This is a genomic window from Bifidobacterium sp. ESL0822 (assembly GCF_052606675.1).
In genome coordinates this window covers 893,317-909,951 of the sequence record NZ_CP199596.1, presented here as the reverse complement: position 1 = coordinate 909,951, position 16,635 = coordinate 893,317, and the positions used below count along the sequence as shown (strand labels likewise).

Genomic DNA, 16,635 nt, shown 5'->3' with positions numbered 1-16,635 from the left:
GATGAGTCAGTCTGTAGGGGCCGGGTCCATGCCCATGACCCTGGAAGAGGTCGTCGGATATGTGCACGGTCGGCTGGTCGAGGCCGGTCCTGGTCGCGAACCCGATCGGCGGTCCGTGCGCATGCGGGTGGTGACCGACTCCCGGCAGGCGGGCGCAGATGGGCTCTTCGTAGCAATCAAGGGCGAGCACGTGGACGGGCATGACTATGTTCCCGGCCTGGGGGCCCAGGGCTGCCGCGCGGCCTTGGTCGACCGCTTCGTTCCGGGTGCTGACCTGCCGCAGATTCTTGTGGACGATACGGTTGCTGCCCTGGGGCTGTTGGCGCGGGCCAACATAGACCGTCGGCGCAAGGCCTCAGACCCTTTCACGGTCATCGGCATCACCGGCTCTGTCGGCAAGACCACGACCAAGGATCTGCTGGCCTCCCTGCTGGCCCTGCTGGGTCCTGTGGTGGCTCCGGTCGGGTCTTTCAACAATGAGATCGGTCTTCCTCTGACTGCCTTGGAGGTCGGGCCGGACACCCGCTACCTGGTGGCGGAGATGGGTGCCAATCACGTGGGCGAGATAGCAAGCCTGACCCGAATGGTTCCCCCTGACATGGCTCTGGTCCTCAAGGTGGGGGTGGCCCACCTGGGCGAATTCGGTTCCGTGGAGCGCATCGCCAAGGCCAAGAGCGAGATCGTGCAAGGCCTGGTGCCGGGCGGGACCGCCGTGCTCAATGCAGACGATTCCCGGGTGGCGGCCATGGCCGATCTGGCCTCTGGGCCTGTCCTGCGATTTGGCATGGCCGGTGAGGACGGTGGAAGGGACCGCGATTTGGACGGTTCGGCTCGCTATCTGGATAGCGACAGCCTGGACAGGTCGGCCTTTGAGCTGCGCCTGCGTGGCCATCAACCAGTTCGGCTGCGTCTGGGCATCCCGGGACGGCACAATGTCATGAATGCCCTGGCCGCCGCCACGGTAGCCCACGCCTTGGGTCTGGACGCAGATCGTATCGCCGACGAGCTGGGTCGACAGCAGCGGATCAGCCCGCATCGAATGGCCGTATCTTCGGTCCAGCTGCCGGATGCCTCCTTCACCCTGATTGATGATTCCTTCAACGCCAATCCCGACTCCGTGCGGGCCGGTCTGGACGCCCTGGCCGCCTGGAGGGGATCCGATGGCCCGCTCTATCGGATAGCCGTCCTGGGGGCCATGCTTGAGCTGGGCGATCGAGGGAAGCAGTTGCACCAGGAGATAGGCACCTACTGCCGTCGTCAGGGCATTGATGCATTGGTCGCGGTGGGCTGCCGGGATCAGCAGATGGACGGTCTGGTCCAAGCCCTGGTCCGTGGTGCCGGTGGCCCATCCGATCCGAGCGAGGATCAATCCGGGTCCATGCGGGTCCTCTTCGCCCAGGATGCCGATCAGGCCGATCAAATGGTACGCCGCCTATGCGCCGAGCATTCGGACCGGCAGCATCTCGTCCTGCTCAAGGGCTCACACATGTCCGGTCTGTCCGATCTGGCCGACCGGTGGCAGGGCTGAGCTATGAATCTACCGGCATCCCCGCAGCGGGGTCTAATATTCAAGGACAGAATCCAAGAGTTGGAGTACACACTGTGATTGCCCTCATCATCGGAATCCTGGTCGCCCTGGTGGTGACGCTGGCGGGGACCCCCCTGCTGATACGGCTGGTTCACCGCCTGCACTACGGCCAGTACATCCGCCAGGACGGGCCCAAGTCCCACCTGGTAAAGCGCGGCACCCCGACCATGGGCGGGCTGGTCATCAACCTGGCTATTCTGCTGGGCTGGGCAGCTTCGGCGCTCTACCGTTACTTGTCGCGGGGGGAGTCCGTGTCCCTGTCGGCCATGCTGGTTCTGTTCGCCATGCTCTCCATGGGCCTCCTGGGCTTCATCGACGACTTCGCCAAGGTGCGCAAGAAGCAGAACCTGGGCCTGTCGGTCAGGGCCAAGTTCATCGGCCAGTTCATTCTGGCCACCATATATGCGGTGCTGGCCCTGAAGGTGCCCACCAAGAACGGTTACCCCAGCGCGCAGGCAGGCATATCCTTCGTGGAGCAGCCCATCATCGACTTCCGAATGGCGGGCAGCGTCCTGTCCGTGGTCTTGTTCATCATCTGGGTCAATCTGCTGATGACGGCCTGGAGCAATGCGGTCAACCTGACTGACGGCCTGGACGGGCTGGCTTCGGGCTCCTCCATGATTGCCTTCGTGGGTTACACAATCATCGCCTTCTGGGAGAGCTACCACTTGAAGGGCGGCGGCCATCCTGGTCATGCCTACGCGGTCTCCGACCCCCTGGACCTGGCCATCATCGCTTGCTGCGCGGCTGTGGCCTGCTTCGGCTTCCTCTGGTACAACACCAATCCGGCCTCCATCTTCATGGGAGACACCGGATCCCTGGCTCTGGGCGGGCTCTTCGCAGCCCTGTCCATCGCTACCCATACCGAGCTGCTGGCGGTCATTCTAGGCGGGCTTTTTGTGGGAGAGGCGGCATCCGATGTCATCCAGGTGGGTTACTTCAAGCTCACCCACAAGCGGGTCTTCAAGATGGCGCCCATCCACCACCACTTCGAGCTGATGGGCTGGCAGGAGTCCAAGGTGGTCGTCCGGTTCTGGATGGTCGACCTGATCTTCGTCCTGCTGGCCCTGGTCTGCTTCTATGCAGACTGGGTAGTCCGCTCCGGTTTGCCCATCTGAGTGCGTCCATTCACGGTACCGGACTTCGGCAGCCGGTATCATGCCAAGCAGATGCCAGAGCTAGCGGAATGAGGTGTTCATGGATATTGACTTGAGCCAGAAGCGCGTACTGGTCGCCGGGCTGGGTATTTCCGGACGGAGCGTGGCCGCAGCCCTGCGGGGCCGGGCGGCCGGGGTGACAACTGTGGACCAGCGTGCCCCGCAGGCCGATCTTCATGACTTCGACCAGGTGGACTGGACCCGGGTGGATCTGGTCATGGCTTCTCCTGTCTTCAATCCGCGCACTCCATTTATCCTTGAGGCACAAGGTCGGGGCATTCCCGTGGTCAGCGAGGTGGAGATGGCCTGGATGTTGCGGGTGCCCTCAGAACGGACCGGACAGCCGGCCCCATGGATCGGGATCACCGGTACCAACGGCAAGACCTCGACCACCAGGATGGTCTCCACCATGATGCAGGCCAGCGGATTCACAGCCCCTGCGGTGGGCAACATCGGCAAGGCCGTCTCCACAGCCGTCCTGGACCCCGACAATGACATACTCTGCGTGGAGCTCAGTTCCTTCCAGCTGCACTTCACCTTCTCACCGACCCTGGAGTGTGCGGCCATCACCAATCTGGCCGACGACCACCTGGACTGGCATGGGGGCTTCGAGGCCTATGCAGCCGATAAGGCGCGCATCTACCGTGGTGTGCGCAAAGCCCTGGTCTACAACGTCGATGACTCCCGGGTCTCCGACCTGGCCAGACAGGCTCAGCCGGCCTCCGGCTGCCAACTGGTGGGATTCACCCTTAGGCGGCCCGAGGTTGGGCAGCTGGGTGTGGAAGATGGATGGGTCGTGGACCGCAGCGGATTGACCGGTCAGGACCTTGAGCATGGCATCCGGCTGGTCCGGGTGGCCGATCTGACGGATCTGTGTGAGCCTGACGGCACGGTCTATCCTCATCTGCTGGCTGACGCTCTCTGTGCACTGGCCCTGGCACTGGGTGCTGGAGCCAAGGTCGATGCGGCCATCGAGGCCATGCGTGCTTTCACGCCCGGCGACCACAGAATCAGCACCGTGGCCACCCTGGGCCAGGGTTCGCAGGCCATCCGTTTTGTAGACGATTCCAAGGCCACCAACGCCCATGCCGCCGAGGCCTCCCTGGCCAGCTACCATGACGGCCAGGTGGTCTGGCTGGCCGGCGGACTGGCCAAGGGTGCCCGTTTCGACGATCTGGTCAGATCCCGCAGGTCCAAGTTGGCCGCAGCAGTGGTCATCGGCCAGGACCAGCAGCCCATGGCCCAAGCCATCAAGGATCAGGCGCCCGATCTGCCGGTTACCCTGATCGATCCAGGTGCCGGTGATCAGGTCATGGCCCGGGCCGTTCGTGCGGCTGGCTCCTATGCACAGCCCGGCCAGGTGGTTCTGCTGGCCCCCGCCTGCGCTTCCATGGATCAATTCGTCTCTTATGCCGACCGGGGCGATCAGTTTGCCAAGCAGGCAACACAATGGGTCCACGAGCATGAAGCGCGACACTGATTCCAACAAGGCCCCCTCCCAGGGGGCTGGCGGCAAGGGGGACTACCGAGGCTGGCGGGCCATTCTCAACCCGCTCTGGTGCTACTACGGTTTTCTGGCCGCAGTCGTCGCCACCACGGTCTTCGGTCTGATGATGGTATTCTCCTCTTCGGCTGTGGATCTGGTGGCCCAGGGTAGCTCACCCTGGAGCCAGGTCATTCGCCAGGCCATATACGCAGTGTTGGGGCTCTTGCTGGCCCTTCTGGCCGTGAGGATCAGCATTGATCACTACCGGAGCTGGAGCACCTGGTTTCTGGTTGTCAGCCAGGGCATCCAGCTGTTGACCCGCACCCCGCTGGGGCGCTCCGCCAACGGCAACGAGGGATGGATCTCGGTGGGGGGCGTCTCCATGCAACCGGCCGAGCTGCTCAAACTTGCCCTGTGCCTGTGGCTGCCACAGGCCCTGATCGAAGCCCAGCGGCAGGCTGGCAAGGATTCCGATTTGAAGAGCCTGGCCAAGGCCTATGCCAAGCCGGCCTTCGGCTTTCTGATCAGCTTCATGTTCATCATGCTGGGCAAGGACCTGGGAACGGCCATGATCATCGTCATCATCGGCTTCGTGGCCTTCCTGGTATCAGGCTTCCCCCTGCGATGGTTGCTCAGCCTGGCGGTCCTGGGGATGGCGGCGGTCATCGGCTTTTCGGTCTATGGCAACAGCAACCGGACACAGCGGATCATGGCCGCCTACGGCAAGTGCTCGGCGGAAGACATTCAGGGTGTCTGCTACCAGTCCATACACGGACTATACGCCATGGCTTCGGGAGGTCTGACCGGGGTCGGTCTGGGCAACTCCAGGGAGAAGTGGAACTACCTGCCCGAGGCGCACAATGACTTCATCTTCGCTGTCATCGGCGAGGAGCTGGGCTTCGTAGGGGCAGCCATGCTTATTCTGGTCTTCGTGGTCATGGGCTGGTGCATGCTGAGGATCGCCCTGACCACCAGGAACCGGTATGCGGGTATGGTGCTGATCTGCCTGGAAGTGTGGCTGGTAGGCCAAGCCCTGATCAACATCTGCGTGGTTCTGGGCCTGCTGCCGGTGATCGGGCTGCCTCTGCCCTTCGTGTCGGCTGGAGGGACCGCACTGATCTCCTGCCTGGCTTCGGCCGGGGTGGCCCTGCAGATGATTCGGACCCAGCCGGACGTGAAGGCGGCCACGGACGGGTCCTGAGATATGGAATGGATATGGCGGAAAGGAAGCGGATTCGCGGATGACGACAGCGACGAGGACCGAGAGCGCGATGCCTGGAGACGACCATGAGCATGCCGGAAAAGGCGCTGGTCCCCATCTGGTGCTGGCCGGAGGGGGGACGGCAGGGCATGTCAACCCCCTGCTCAGCGTGGCTGCGGCCATTCGAAAGCGCTGCCCCCAGGCTTCTGTCAGCGTGATTGGCACTGCCGTCGGGCTGGAGCACGACCTGGTACCGGCCGCTGGACTGCCCCTGGACCTGATTGAGAAGGTACCCTTCCCTCGTCGTCCCAGTAAGGCCGCCCTCGCCTTCCCCCGGCGTTGGCGGCATGAGGTGCGGCGGGTCCGAGGGTATTTGCAGGATCGGTCGGCCGACATAGTGGTCGGCTTTGGCGGCTATGCTTCGGCACCGGCCTACAGGGCCGCACGGAACCTGGGTCTGCCCATCGTCGTCCACGAGCAGAACGCCCGGGCGGGCATGGCCAACAAACTGGGCGCTCGCTGGGCTGATTTCGTAGGTACGGCCTATGAGGATACCGGCATCCGGGCCCGGGCCGGAGTGCCCGTGCGCCGCGTGGGTCTGCCCTTGCGGCCAGCCATCGCCCGGCTGGCCATGCGGATGGAGGCTGATCCCTCGGGCGCTCGCCGGGAGTCTGCACAGTCCTTGGGTCTGGATCCCGATAGGCCGATCCTCTTGGTCACCGGGGGATCCCTTGGCGCGCTCAGCCTGAACAAGGCGGTGGCTGGCGCGGCCCGGCAGCTATTGGATCAAACCCAGGTCATCCATCTGACGGGCCGTGGCAAGGCCGACCAAGTCAGAGAGCAGGTGGCGGATGATCTGGGCGATGCAGCCATTAACGATCTGGACCCGGCCCACCAGGGCCAGGGGGACTACCATATGGCCGAATACTTGGAGCGGATCGACCTGGCCTTCGCCTGCGCCGATCTGGTGGTCTGCAGGGCTGGCGCCGGCTCTGTCAGCGAGCTGGCCGCACTGGGCGTGCCGGCCGTCTACGTGCCCTTGCCCATCGGCAATGGAGAGCAGCGGTTCAACGCCCAGCCAGTCGTTCAGGCCGGGGGAGGGCTCATGGTCGATGATGCGGCACTGGACGCCAAATGGATGGCCGAGCACGTCCCTGCTCTTATGGCTGATAAGGATAGGCTGGCTGACATGCGCCGCCGGGCCTGGGGGTACGGGATTCGCGACGCTGCCCAGGTGATGGCTGAGCAGATTCTGACCATGGCCGACCATCACCTAGCCCGCAAGGACTCAAGGAGGGTCTAATCGGGCATAATGGAGGCAGGCGACGGACGATAGTCCTGAATGGTCCTGAACTGTTTGAGGAGATGCAACTACTGTGCCCAAGATTGGATTGAATACTGTGCCCGGTCGGCAGGGCAATGGCGACAGGTCCCTGCCGGTTCTGGATCCCTGCCTGCCTGCCCTGGCCCAGGCCGGAGTACACGACTCCAAGGATCTTGGGCCCACACACTTCATAGGCATCGGCGGGGCTGGGATGAGCGTGCTGGCTGAGATGCTCCACCAGGAAGGGGTACAGGTCTCGGGCTCCGACCGCGCCGAGGGGGACAAGACCCGCCGCCTGCGTCAGCTGGGAATTCAGGTCGCCATCGGTCAGGATGCCAGCAACGTGGCCGGGGCCCGCACTGTGGTCTGGTCCAGTGCCATCAAGCCCGACAATCCCGAGATTGTGGCAGCTCGTGAGGTCGGCGCCCGGCTGGTCCATCGCAGTGACATTCTGAATTTGCTTATGGCTTCCAGGATTTCGGTCACCGTGGCTGGCGCTCATGGCAAGACCACCACCAGCGCACTCTTGGCCCACCTGCTGGCCAAGGGGGGGCAAGGGGATCTGGCTGATCCCAGCTACGCCATCGGCGGCAGCCTTCAGAGCGGCCAGGGGCCCATGGACGGAGGGCATGTGGGTGCCGGACGGGTACTGGTGGCCGAGGCGGACGAGTCCGACGGCAGCTTTGGCAAGTACACTCCTGACGTCGCCATCATCACCAACGTGGAGCCCGACCATCTGGACCACTACGGTACGGCTGATGCCTTCCACCAGGCCTTTGTGGAACATGCCCGGCATGCCCGCCGCTTTCTGGTGGTCTGCGGAGACGACCAGGGCGCCCTGGAGGTGTTGCGGCGGTTGCAGGGGAACTGCCAGGCCAAGATCATCGTCTATGCTTCGGATCCCCAGCTGGATACTGACTCCCTGCCTGGGGTTCTGGGTCTGGTCCGCATCGAGTCCGAGTCCGAAAGCAGCGGTAGCGGTCGTGAGCATTGCCGTCTGGCCCTCCCCGCGCAGGTGCTCCAGGCGGCAGGGTTGAAGATCGGAAAGACGCTCGAACTGCAGGTGGATTTGGCGATTCCCGGCATCCACAACGCCCGCAATGCCGCCGCGGCAATCATCGCCGCCATCCTGCTGGGTATGGATCCCGATACGGCCGCCGCTTCTGCCGCAGACTTCCGTGGGGCCTCTCGACGCTTCGAGATCCGCGGAATCCAGCATGGGGTCACCGTAGTGGACGATTACGCCCATCATCCTACGGAGATCGCCGCCCTGCTGACCGCCGCCAGACGGCGTTATCCGGGTCGGACCATCAGGGTGCTCTTCCAGCCCCACCTGTATTCGCGAACCGCCATCTTCGCCGACCGGTTCGCGGCTGCTCTGTCCCTGGCGGATGATGTGACCGTCACCGACATTTTCCCCGCCCGCGAGTTGGCCAGAGATTTTCCGGGCGTGGATGCCGGGACCATCCCCGCAGCCGCCCGCAAGGCATCGAACCGGGAGTCCCAGGATTCCGGGAAGAGGTCGACCGGAACCGTCTTCCGGGCTTGCCCGGACATGCATCAGGCCGCTCTGGACCTGGCGGAACGGGCGGAGTCGGGGGATGTGATCCTGACCGTAGGCGCCGGCGATGTCACTGCCATGGGACCGGTCATTCTCGACAAGCTGGCTGAACGGGACGAGCAGTGAGGACCGGCAAGGGTCGCAGCGCCTCCGGCGGAGCTTCTTCCAGGACCAAGGCCGTCCGGGCAGCCAAAGCTGCTCGGACAGCCCGGTCTGGGCGTACCAAGTCTTCAGGAGAGGAACCGCGGACTGGCAGGACCGCCAGATCAGCCAGGTCGACCGCCTCCGATGTTTCAGCGCAGGCCAGCCGGTCCAAGATCGACAAAACAGGCGGCGAGGGTAGGCGTCTCAAGCGCTCCAAACGTCTCAAGGGATCAAAGCGTTTCAATGGTCGCCCGAATCGTTCCAGGAATACGGGCGGATCGAGGACACGTAGCGTCAGATCCGCCTATTCATCCTCCCGCTCTCTGGTACAAGGCAGTAGCGCCTCGGCCTCCAAGTCTGCGGTGCGCAAATCCGCGACCACACGTTCGGCGAGTTCGGGTGAAGGATTCGTCGATGCCCGGACCATACCGCCGGACCGGCCCGTCTCTGGCAGGATAGGCACCGACCAGGAGGATCAGGGGCTGGGGATCTTCGTCCGGCCCAAGGTTCTGGACTTTCAGGCCCGGGTGCGCGAGAAGAAGAAGGTCAGCCGCAGACTGGTCCTGATCCGGACAGGTGTCGTCCTCCTGGTCATGGCTCTGATAGCAGGACTGGCATGGTTGCTCTTTCTCTCGCCGGTCTTCCGCCTGCAGGCCGACAAGGTCAGTGTCAGCGGCGGCAATGCCTGGGTGTCCAACGATCGGGTGGCCTCAATCGTGGCCCATCAAGGAGATCGCTCGCTGCTGCTGATTTCCACCAATGGCGTCGAGGAGGAGATCAGCGGCATGGCCGGGGTGACCGATGCCGAGGTCCGCAAGAGTTTTCCGCACGGTCTGGAGGTGACCTTCGATGCCCAGGAGCCCACTGCGGTCTTCAAGGATGCGCAGGACAAACTGACGGCCGTAGACAGACAGGGGAGGGTGCTCAACACCGTGTCCAAACCGGTGCACGGGGTGCCGGTCATCCAGGTGGCCACCGTGAAGCGTGCCCAGCAGGATCAGGCGGTCAGACAGACTCTGCGGATTCTGTCGACCATGCCTGAGGCCATGCGTCATTCGGTGACCAAGGTGACTGCGGAAACCCAGGACTCCATCACCACCGAGCTGGACCAGGGCAAACATGTCATCATTTGGGGCGACGGCTCCGACCTGAAGCTCAAGCAGGCCGTGGTCGACAAGATCATCAACGATCCATCCAAGATCGGCGACAAGCATCAGCTGGATGTGTCGGCGCCCCTGCGGCCAATCGTCAAATAGTCGCTGCAGGAGCTGCCGTCTTCATCAACCTGTCAGTGTCCAGCAGGATGGTCACCGGGCCGTCGTTGACCATATCCACCCGCATGTGGGCGCCGAATTGTCCGACGGCAACTGGCACACCGGTCGCGGCCAGTGCCTGGTTCAGATTTTGCCAGACGCTTTGAGCGTGTTGGGGTTCGCCCGCAGCCATGAAACTGGGTCGATTGCCGCGCCGCAGATCCGCGTAAAGAGTGAACTGGGAGATGGAGAGGATGGATCCGCCGCAGTCCAGGACCGACCGGTTCATCCGGCCTTCCTCGTCGGGGAAGATGCGCATCCGGGTCAGCTTGCGGACGGCATAGTTGACCTGGTCAGCTCCGTCGCCATCCTGGACGGCCACCAGCAGCAAGAGTCCCTTGCCAATGCTTTGGGGTTTAAAATCAGGATCTGGCTGCCCTTGCTCGTCGACCACATCGACCCGGGCATGGCTGACCCGCTGTATGACGATTCTCATGCTTTCAGTCTAAATACTTCAGACGTTGTTGTAGTGTCGCAGGGAAAAGCTGGACCGGTACCTGGTTGGTGTCAGGTCGGAGAACCGTTTGAAGACTGGCATGAAAGACGCCCACCTCAATGTAGTCGTAGCAGGGCTGGTTCCTGTCAACGGTCCAGTCGATGGCTGTCCCTTCAACTCTTACGATGCGTAGCTTCAGGTCGAAGTCCGCGGTGCCTGTGTTACCAAGGAAATATGACGGGCTGCCTCTTCGACGCAACCCTTATCGGTGTGCACGGAGGATGTCATGAGGAATTACCTACTTACTCCGCTGATGGGCGGATTCTGGCCAGTCATGGTTTCCTTTGGATTGTCTCAGATTCGCTGGCGTTGTTTGGTTGTACAGACGTATCCTTCAACTGACTGCTGCGGTCATGATCCAGTCGGTCTGTAGTTCCTCGCCCAAGGTGAAGGTGTGTTCCCCGGTCCGTTTGAAGCCCATGGCTTGGTAGAAACGTTGGGCGGGCTCATTGTGTTCCCATACGCCCAGCCAGATTTTGCTCAAATTCTGAGTCCTGGCACGTTTGAAGGCTTGATTGACCAGCAGGGTGCCCAACCCGCGGTGCTTGAAGTCAGATAGAACATATAGCCGCTCGATCTCCATGGATGTGTCGCCGAACTGCTCTGTTTGGGCCTTCCCGGTGTTGAGCTGCATGTAGGCTGCGGGCGTGCCGTCCACGCTGGCCAGCAGAAAAACGAAATCAGGTTCGGACAGTTGCGACTTGACCAGTTCGGGTGAGAAGGAGTGCCGGAGGTAGTCTTCCATGTTCTCTTGGCTGTTGTCGGCGGCGAAGGTGTCGCGGAAGGTGGTCATGCCCAAGGAACGTATCAGCCTGGCATCATCTGATGTGCATTGCCGTATCGTTGTGGTCATGATGGCGATTCCAGTACTCTTGATTTTATTTGTTGCTGAGGTGTATCTGCTTTGTTGGGCGTCAATTCTTAATTGACGATCTTGAGCCCGACCACGCAGGCGACCAAGCTAATGATGAGCAGAATGCGAGCCAGCGAAACAGGCTCCGAGCCCGTAGCCATGGCGTATAGGACAGTCAAGGCAGCTCCGATGCCTACCCAGACCGCGTAGGCCGTGCTGGTAGGGATGCTGCGCATGGCAAAGGCCAGACCCATCATGCTGAGAATCAGTCCCACAATAAAAACGATGTCAGGGACGATTTTGGTAAAACCCTGAGACTTGCCCAGGGCGGTGGCCCAGACCGATTCACAGATGCCAGCGAGTATGAGTACGATCCACGAGGACATGGTTCCCTTTCGGCAAGTCTTGTCGCTGTCCGGGTACTTGACCATCGTCCGGGAACCTGCATTAGATTCTGGGTATCAGAGTAGCACGGGAGGCGACTCTGAAGGCGGACTAAGCAGGGGAGTGGTCGACGGTCCATTGCGAGAAGGAATCGGGGTTGATTCAGGGGCGAATCAGGGGTTTGCCGGATGTTATCTTCCGCGCAGATCGGCTATTCATATACATAGAGGTGGATAGCAGAATGTACGCACGAGGATGTGGCAGGTGAATGAAACATGACTTGGGCCTTGCGTGACCTGAAGGCCAATAGAGGCATCTGGGCTGGCGTCTTTATCGTTCTTGCGGTTACCCAAACCCTGCTCTGCGCCATGAGTGTGAGTATGGGAGTCAACAGCTATTACCAGGGTCTGTCGGTCAAGACCAGGGATCCTGCCAAGAGCTTGGCTTCGGCCCTGAGTCTGGTCTTCCTCACGGTCATTGTGCTCGGCTGCTTGGTGATCAAGCAGACCCTGCAGGCATCAATTCGCCAACGTCGGCAGGGCCTGGCCCTTCTCTCGCTGCTGGGAGCTACGCCTAAGCAGATCCTGCTACTTACACTTTTGCAGGTGATCATTCTGGTTCTGCCGGCCTCCCTTGTTGCCGTGGCTCTTTCACCTGCGCTGGCTGGAAGGATCCTCGATTGGTATTCCACCGGGATGCGAATGCCGGTACATTTTGCTTTTACCTGGCGCGGTTTTCCCAGGTCTGCCTCGACCGGTCTTGCGGTGGGATTGGCCACGGCCGTCTTGGCGACCATCCGGACATTGCGGGATTTGGGAAAGATGACACCTATCCGGGTGGTGCGCCGTGCTGAGGAGAGCGAATCGATTGACCGGCCCCGACATGGACGTGGTCTTGTATCCCTTTTTCTTGGGCTGGCCTTGCTGCTGTTGCCGTTGCCTGTCTTTGCCTATCTTTCGCACAGCGGCTCTGGGCCCTTGGATCCTAAGCAAGTCCAGGCGGTCATAAGTGCCGTTGGAAGTGGACCGCTTTTCGCCATTCTCTTGCTTCTGATAGCCTTGGCTCGCGCTGGTGGGCCGGTTATAGGCAGGGCCACTCAACTCTGGACTGCTCTGGTGCCGTCATCGTCTGCCGTCTGGCGGATAGCGCGTTCACAGGCTGTGGTCAGGAGTCGAGACACGACATTCGGCTCAACAGTTATAGCTCTGACTGCCTGTATGTTTCTGGTCGGCGGTCTGTTGGCTGCCGGAGGCACCAGTACCGTCGCCATGAACAAGGTACCGGGAATAGCGAATGCCACATCAGGTGGAACCTTGGAGTTGCTCTATGGTTTCTGGGCAGCATTGCTTGTCGCCCTGGTCGGCGTGATCGCGGGATTCGCTATCGCCGCTCGGGATCGTGACCTCGATCTGGCGCTCCTGTCAATCGCTGGGGCAAAACCGCAGCAGCTTACTGCTATATCCACATTGGACGGCACCATCGTGATGACTACAGGCATTATCATCGCAGCAGGCGGCACCGGACTGGTCGGACTAAGCACAGCTATGGTCTACTGGCCCCTTATACACAGTCTGTCCGTAGTTTTTCCTTGGCAGTTTTTCCTTATCTGCGGGTTGCCGATCATCGTCGTCGGGTCGCTGGCGACCATGCTGACGGCGCGGCCTGCATTGAGACGCTCGCCCATAGCTATTCTGCAAGGCGCCATAGGCGAATAAGGCTTATGCATAGCGCAGGCTCATTCCACGCTTTTCAGCGCTGAGACAGGGTCGATACGGTCCAAGGTAGGGTTGGTAAAGAACTGAACCACAAGGGCGAATACCATTGTGGCTGCAGCTGCAATCAGGCAGGAAACCGGCTTGATCTGAACATCGAAATAGAGGGATGGCATATTCAGGGCGGAAGTCAGCAGTCCGGCGACATACCGGCCCAGCGGCAGGCCTAGAAGAATGCCTATCAGTGTCAGAATCAGCATCTCCTTGTTGATATAGGTGTGAACCTCTCGGTCATGGAACCCCAGGACTTTGAGAGTGGCTATCTCCCTGGTGCGTTCGGATACGTTGGTTGAGGACAGGGTGAATAGGACAGCCAGAGCCAGACCGCCAGCCAGCGCCACGATCAGAATGACCACCGCGTACATCAGATCAAAGTTCATGGATCGCTCCATGTCGACGGTGCTGACGGCCGAGGCTACCTCCTGGTTTCGGCTAAGACGGTTGACGTAAGAGACCTGCTGGTCGCGAGAGCCGGTCAATAGGGCATAGACTGCATTCATGGCTGTGCTACCGCCCTGGCTGGTTTTATCAAACAGACGCTGATAACAGTCCGCTGTCAGATAGACGTCAGAACCGATTAGACTGCGGGAGACAGCAGCGACCCGCGTTTGCACCGCGTTCATATCCTTGTCGAGTAAGCGGATGGCCGATCCGGCGGACAGGCCTAGGGAATGAGCAGCCGATTGGGACACAATCGGACCCGCATTGCTCAGATGGAGGGTTTGAGCCCTTCGATCTGTTGAACGTAAATTGACCATTTTGGAAAAAGATGGCTCCTGGTCTTTCGGAACCACTACCAGTTGAATCGCCTCGGACTTCTGCCGATGCGAATGAGGCAATTCAGCAGTCATTCGACTCGACTCCACACGAATCGGCATTATCGAGCGTGTGCGGCCGTCCTTCTGCAGCAGCTGACGCAGCGGGGTCAGATTGTTCTGCGAGCTGACGGCCAGCAGATTATAACGGTAAACGTTATGGAACTGTCTGGGCCCCAGGGAATCAACCGTGTCACTGATGGCCAAGCCGCACAAAATCAGGGCCGTGCAGCCGGCCACCCCGCCAACGGTCATGATCATCCGCCCCTTGAATCTGAACAGATTGCGGGCCGTGACCTTGTTGAGGAAGGACATGCGCCTCCAGAGGGGCCCAATCTTCTCCAGGAAGATGCGTGCGCCAGCTTTGGGGGCCTTGGGCAGCATCAGTTGCGCCGGCGTCTGTCTCATTTCGTTGGCGCAAGCCACTGCAGTTGCCAGAAGCACACCCACAGCGAACAGGGCCACTCCAAACGAACTATAAGCCCAGTCGTAAGCCAAACGAGTGCCGGGCACGACATACAGATCGCGCAGAATCGTCAGCAGGAAGGCCGGGATGCCGATGAAACCTGCCAAATTCCCTAAACCGCCGCCAATCAGACAGGCCAGAAGGGCGAACAAGAGGTACCGCAGGGCAACGGGTATGCGTCCGTAGCCCAAGGCCAGGTAGGTACCAATCAGTCCACGCTCCTCTTCGACCATGCGAGTCATGGCAGTCAGGCTCATGAGCACGGCAACCGTTAAAAAGATTACAGGGAAAGCTCGGCCCAGAGATTGGATGGAATCGATGTCGGACTTGAAATCAGAATATGATCCGCTGGTTGCGCGACTGTTGAGATACCAGCGCACAGGTGGCACCAAGGTGGCAGGATCCGTTGTCGCTCCACCTGCTGTCTTTGGTATGGTCTGGTCGCCTGAAACAGCTTCAGCCGCCTGCGGGAATTGCCCAGTCCGCCTTGCTTGTTCGAGTTGCAGTTTGACATTGTCGACCAGCTCTTGATGACGGGCCTCTTGCCTGTCGGGCTGGACCTTACGCGCTATCCGGTCGGTCATACGATTGACCGCGTCTTCGTAGTCGTCCCTGAAGGTGTCCATCTGCTCGCTGCCCTGCATGCGCAGTGAAATGGCCGCATAGACTGGCTTCTGCTGTTGGCTCCCTGAGTCGGCAGGTGCTTTGTTGGGCAGGAAGAGGCGGTAATCGGAGGTTGTGGTTCTGCGGAACCCTCCTGCCCGCCGACCTCGGGGATTGACCAGATCCTGTGGATCAAGAACGGTGCCGATGATTGTTAGTTCAGAGGTGTTATCAGCAGTCTGACTGGCATCGTGATCGTCCTCAAGTTGGATGTGACCACCCAGCCGCAGATGACTGTCAGTCAGGAATTTTTGCGTGACCGCCACCTCATTCTTGGACTGAGGCAACCGTCCTGCCTGAAGATAGGGTTGGTTCAGACCGTGGGAGTGCAGACGGACCAGAGTCAACTCTTTCTTGCTGCCGTTTACCGTTGTTTGAGCTTTCTGGAATTCTTCCGCCTGGGCCTTGCTGACATCGGACAGCCGCCTGAGAGCCTGCAAGTCGTCGTCAGTGAGGCCGGAGGAGGAGACCACCTGCACGTCGTAGAGCCCCTGGGCCTTATAGAAGCGGTCGGCTGCCTGATACATGTCCTGGCAACCTGCCCAAATGCCCGTCAGGACGGCCACGCCCAGAGCAGAGATCAGACCGATGGCCAGGAAGCGCTTCCAGCTGTGGAGCCAAGAGCGCAGCATATCTTTGACAAAAGCGACGGGAAAGCGAGCATGGCTGTCTTGCCCAGGAGCTGTCTTGACCCTTACCATTCGATCTCCTCAACCGGAGTGGGGTGGTCGTTGACTTCCTGGCTGATGACCTTTCCCGAATGGAAACGGATTAAATTATCAGCCATTGGTGCCAGAGCCGAGTTGTGAGTGATGATCAATACCGTCATTGACTGTTGGCGGCATATGGTTTGCAGAAGATTCAAGACTTCACGCCCGGTTGTAAAGTCGAGGGCGCCTGTAGGTTCGTCGCACAAGAGGATTTTTGGTCTTTTGGCGATCGCTCGTGCAATGGCCACCCTCTGCTGCTCACCGCCTGACAGCTGTGATGGAAAGTTGTCCATACGGTCTTTCAAGCCAACGTCTTCCAAGGTTTGAACCGGATCAAAGTGGTCAGTGCAGATCTGTGATGCCAATTCAACATTTTCAAGAGCTGTCAAGCTGGGAACCAAGTTATAGAACTGGAAAACGAAGCCGATGTCGTTGCGTCTGTAGTCGATCAGTTCATGATGGACCAGGTTGGTTATCTGCCGGTCGCCCACAGATACCTGACCAGAGGTGGCGGTATCCATACCCCCTAGAATATTGAGCGCGGTCGTTTTTCCCGCCCCGGATGCGCCCAAAATAATCGTCAACTTCCCCTGATCGGCTGTGAATGAGGCCTGATCCAAAGCTTTGATGATTGAGCGACCAGAGGGATAGGATTTGACGACCGAGTTGAACTCGATAAAAGCCATACTCCTCCTCGCAATA

At 60.5% G+C, this 16,635-nt stretch carries 13 protein-coding genes and 1 riboswitch; of the genes, 8 read left to right on the top strand and 5 right to left on the bottom strand.

Annotated elements, in window-relative coordinates; genetic code table 11:
- Position 1: 1 nt before the first annotated feature.
- From ACUIAF_RS03735 to ACUIAF_RS03705, 7 genes are all read left to right on the top strand, one after another.
- Entirely contained in the window at positions 2–1,528 is a 1,527-nt protein-coding gene (locus ACUIAF_RS03735) for a UDP-N-acetylmuramoyl-tripeptide--D-alanyl-D-alanine ligase (protein WP_445339061.1), read from the top strand.
- Positions 1,529–1,602: 74 nt separating this feature from the next.
- Positions 1,603–2,706 carry a phospho-N-acetylmuramoyl-pentapeptide-transferase gene (mraY, locus tag ACUIAF_RS03730; RefSeq protein ID WP_015021564.1) on the top strand — a complete coding sequence of 368 codons (1,104 nt, stop codon included), beginning with the start codon at positions 1,603–1,605 and terminating at the stop codon, positions 2,704–2,706.
- Positions 2,707–2,785: 79 nt separating this feature from the next.
- Positions 2,786–4,225 carry a UDP-N-acetylmuramoyl-L-alanine--D-glutamate ligase gene (gene murD, locus ACUIAF_RS03725; RefSeq protein WP_445339060.1) on the top strand — a complete coding sequence of 480 codons (1,440 nt, stop codon included), beginning with the start codon at positions 2,786–2,788 and terminating at the stop codon, positions 4,223–4,225.
- Positions 4,209–5,432 (top strand): peptidoglycan glycosyltransferase FtsW, encoded by a 1,224-nt coding sequence (locus ACUIAF_RS03720; RefSeq protein ID WP_445339059.1) that lies wholly within the window; start codon positions 4,209–4,211, stop codon positions 5,430–5,432. Before murD ends, ACUIAF_RS03720 begins: the two co-directional genes overlap by 17 nt.
- A 70-nt stretch (positions 5,433–5,502) precedes the next feature.
- Positions 5,503–6,735, top strand: coding sequence for a UDP-N-acetylglucosamine--N-acetylmuramyl-(pentapeptide) pyrophosphoryl-undecaprenol N-acetylglucosamine transferase (locus ACUIAF_RS03715; RefSeq protein ID WP_445339155.1), 1,233 nt, complete (start codon positions 5,503–5,505; stop codon positions 6,733–6,735).
- Between the two features lie 73 nt (positions 6,736–6,808).
- Positions 6,809–8,443: a UDP-N-acetylmuramate--L-alanine ligase gene (gene murC, locus ACUIAF_RS03710; RefSeq protein WP_445339058.1), complete on the top strand. Its 1,635-nt coding sequence runs from the start codon at positions 6,809–6,811 to the stop codon at positions 8,441–8,443.
- Positions 8,440–9,717, top strand: coding sequence for a cell division protein FtsQ/DivIB (locus ACUIAF_RS03705; RefSeq protein WP_445339057.1), 1,278 nt, complete (start codon positions 8,440–8,442; stop codon positions 9,715–9,717). Before murC ends, ACUIAF_RS03705 begins: the two co-directional genes overlap by 4 nt.
- Here the strand turns inward: ACUIAF_RS03705 and dtd are convergent.
- The 3 genes from dtd to ACUIAF_RS03690 all read right to left on the bottom strand — a co-directional run bounded on the left by dtd (position 9,710) and on the right by ACUIAF_RS03690 (position 11,509).
- Positions 9,710–10,210, bottom strand: coding sequence for a D-aminoacyl-tRNA deacylase (dtd, locus tag ACUIAF_RS03700; protein ID WP_198203788.1), 501 nt, complete (start codon positions 10,208–10,210; stop codon positions 9,710–9,712). The two genes, ACUIAF_RS03705 and dtd, sit on opposite strands and share 8 nt — an antisense overlap.
- 394 nt (positions 10,211–10,604) lie before the next feature.
- The gene (locus ACUIAF_RS03695) at positions 10,605–11,123 is read right to left on the bottom strand and encodes a GNAT family N-acetyltransferase (protein WP_445339056.1); all 519 of its coding nucleotides are present in this window, start codon (positions 11,121–11,123) and stop codon (positions 10,605–10,607) included.
- 68 nt (positions 11,124–11,191) lie between these two features.
- Entirely contained in the window at positions 11,192–11,509 is a 318-nt protein-coding gene (locus ACUIAF_RS03690; protein ID WP_015021572.1) for a DMT family transporter, read from the bottom strand.
- Positions 11,510–11,517: 8 nt separating this feature from the next.
- Positions 11,518–11,581: riboswitch (guanidine-III (ykkC-III) riboswitch) on the bottom strand.
- A 201-nt stretch (positions 11,582–11,782) separates the two neighbouring features.
- On the opposite strand from ACUIAF_RS03690, the gene ACUIAF_RS03685 reads away from it, so the two are divergent.
- A complete protein-coding gene (locus tag ACUIAF_RS03685; RefSeq protein WP_445339055.1) occupies positions 11,783–13,222 on the top strand; it encodes an FtsX-like permease family protein in 1,440 nt (479 codons plus the stop codon).
- 20 nt (positions 13,223–13,242) lie between these two features.
- Here ACUIAF_RS03685 and ACUIAF_RS03680 read toward each other — a convergent pair whose 3' ends face one another.
- A complete protein-coding gene (locus tag ACUIAF_RS03680) occupies positions 13,243–15,924 on the bottom strand; it encodes an FtsX-like permease family protein (RefSeq protein ID WP_445339054.1) in 2,682 nt (893 codons plus the stop codon).
- On the bottom strand, positions 15,918–16,619 hold the full coding sequence (locus ACUIAF_RS03675; RefSeq protein ID WP_445339053.1) for an ABC transporter ATP-binding protein: 702 nt from the start codon (positions 16,617–16,619) through the stop codon (positions 15,918–15,920). The genes ACUIAF_RS03680 and ACUIAF_RS03675 overlap by 7 nt, the downstream gene beginning before the upstream one ends.
- Positions 16,620–16,635: the final 16 nt, after the last annotated feature.

Coding starts and splice junctions, on each gene's coding strand:
- ACUIAF_RS03735 (WP_445339061.1), top strand. CDS start 2: ATGAGTCAGTCTGTAGGGGCCGGGTCCATGCCCATGACCCTGGAAGAG.
- ACUIAF_RS03690 (WP_015021572.1), bottom strand. CDS start 11,509: ATGTCCTCGTGGATCGTACTCATACTCGCTGGCATCTGTGAATCGGTC.
- murD (WP_445339060.1), top strand. CDS start 2,786: ATGGATATTGACTTGAGCCAGAAGCGCGTACTGGTCGCCGGGCTGGGT.
- ACUIAF_RS03695 (WP_445339056.1), bottom strand. CDS start 11,123: ATGACCACAACGATACGGCAATGCACATCAGATGATGCCAGGCTGATA.
- dtd (WP_198203788.1), bottom strand. CDS start 10,210: ATGAGAATCGTCATACAGCGGGTCAGCCATGCCCGGGTCGATGTGGTC.
- ACUIAF_RS03685 (WP_445339055.1), top strand. CDS start 11,783: ATGACTTGGGCCTTGCGTGACCTGAAGGCCAATAGAGGCATCTGGGCT.
- ACUIAF_RS03720 (WP_445339059.1), top strand. CDS start 4,209: ATGAAGCGCGACACTGATTCCAACAAGGCCCCCTCCCAGGGGGCTGGC.
- ACUIAF_RS03715 (WP_445339155.1), top strand. CDS start 5,503: ATGCCTGGAGACGACCATGAGCATGCCGGAAAAGGCGCTGGTCCCCAT.
- ACUIAF_RS03675 (WP_445339053.1), bottom strand. CDS start 16,619: ATGGCTTTTATCGAGTTCAACTCGGTCGTCAAATCCTATCCCTCTGGT.
- ACUIAF_RS03680 (WP_445339054.1), bottom strand. CDS start 15,924: ATGGTAAGGGTCAAGACAGCTCCTGGGCAAGACAGCCATGCTCGCTTT.